We start from the raw sequence: 1,929 nt of genomic DNA, 5'->3' as shown, positions 1-1,929 counted from the left end.
ACAAAACGATAGCGCACATCGCTTTTCAGCATTCTTTCGTAAGCTTCGTTGATGTTTTGCATATTGATCATTTCTATTTCCGGAAGGATATTTTTCTCGCCACAGAAATCGAGCATTTCTTGGGTTTCTTTGATTCCTCCGATCACAGAACCTGCTACAGATCTTCTTCCACCAATCATCGGTGGAGTGAAAAGTGCATCTTCCATTTTTCCGATGTAACCTACCAATACAAGAGTTCCACTGATATTTAAGGTGCTGATATAAGGATTAATATCGTGGTCGTAAGGAACAGTATCAATAATTAAATCAAACTTTCCTTTTACGGCGTTCATTTCATTTTCATACGTTGAAATTACTACAGCATCGGCTCCCAAATCCAGGGCATCCTGAATTTTGTCGGGGCTTCTGGAAAATAAAGTAACATTGGCGCCCAGACCTTTGGCAAGTTTAATCGCCATGTGTCCCAATCCGCCTAATCCTACTACTGCAACTTTACTCCCTTCCTTCACGTTCCAATGTTTCAGAGGAGACCACGTAGTAACGCCAGCGCAAAGTAGCGGTGCAACAGCTTTTAAATCTAAATTTTCCGGGATATGTAGCCCAAAAGCTTCATCAACCACAACTTTTTCGGAGTAACCTCCAAAAGTATGACCACCCAAAAATGGATCTTTTCCGTTGTAAGTTCCTGTAGAGCCATTGAGACAATATTGCTCCAGGTTTTGTTTGCAGCTCTCACATTCTCGGCAAGAATCTACCAGGCAGCCAACACCCGCTAAATCGCCTACTTTGAATTTTGTTACTGCAGAACCTACTTTTGTAATTCGGCCAATGATCTCGTGTCCCGGAACAGAAGGATATTTAGTTCCACCCCAATCGTTTCTTGCAGTATGGAGGTCGCTATGGCAAACTCCGCAGTACAAGATATCGATTTCAATATCTGTAGGTGTTACTTCTCTTCTTTCAATTTGCATCAGTTGCAAATCTTTATCTTTTGCTTCGGTTCCGAAGGCTTTTACAGAGGTTGTATTCATATAAACTTTTTTAAGACTTCAAATTTATAAAATAGAAAAATGGAGTTGTCATAATTTTTTCCTAAAGTTTTAACTTTTATAAAGTAAAACGTTGGGAGTAAATTTATTTCCCGAGACTTAGTCTCTCTTCCTGAAGATCAATCAGTCTTAAATGTTTTCGTACAATTTCCTCATCTAGTAGGAGTTCTTCTCGGTTTTTATTGATAAGCCACATTCTTTGATGTTGCAAAATATCAGCAAAAATCTGTTGGTATTCGGGGTAATTAATAATGATTTCGGAACTGTTAATTCTGTTTTCCCAGCTTTGAAATTGCTCTTTGAGCGCTGGGAATTGTTCCAACTTTTCGGGATACTCTTTCTTAACTTTTTCAACGGCAATTTTTGCTAATTCGCTTCGAATTTCATAGTCGATTTCTTTTTCGGATTTAATGAAATCTTTATCTTTTAATTTTACTTTTTTCAGTAAAAGAGGCAGTGTTAAGCCTTGCAAAACTAAAGTAAGTAAAATCACTACAAAAGTGATGAAAAGGATGAGGTTACGGTGAGGAAATGGGCTTCCGTCCGCCAAAGTCACAGGTATTGAAAGTGCTGCTGCCAACGAAACCACCCCGCGCATTCCGGTCCAGCCGAGAACGATTGGGACTTTCCAACCGGGATGCTCGTTATCTGCAACATTGATGAAATTTCGCATAATTAAAGTAAAAACAACCGCTCCATAACTGGCGAACATTCTAATGATAATAAGAACTACGGTGATTATAACACCATACATCGTTGCTTGATAAATGCTGGTGTCGCCAAGCCCGGAAACAATTAGCGGAAGATCCAGCCCAATCAGCATAAATACCATTCCGTTGAGTAAAAAACTGAAACTTTGCCAAACATTTATGCTGTGAAG

The 1,929-nt window shown here is 39.2% G+C and carries 2 protein-coding genes; both read right to left on the bottom strand.

The window, feature by feature from the left end; translation table 11 throughout:
* Positions 1-1,031 (bottom strand): NAD(P)-dependent alcohol dehydrogenase (locus V5N63_RS11750; RefSeq protein WP_332034090.1); only part of this gene is annotated, 1,031 nt, incomplete at its 3' end.
* 103 nt (positions 1,032-1,134) lie between these two features.
* Positions 1,135-1,929: cation:proton antiporter domain-containing protein (locus V5N63_RS11745; RefSeq protein WP_332034089.1), on the bottom strand; the 795-nt coding region annotated here is incomplete at its 5' end.

It is taken from the genome of Kaistella sp. (assembly GCF_032060305.1).
Classification (GTDB): Bacteria; Bacteroidota; Bacteroidia; order Flavobacteriales; family Weeksellaceae; genus Kaistella; species Kaistella yananensis.
Note: the sequence above shows the minus strand (reverse complement) of the source record. Positions and strands in the feature narration are given on the sequence as shown.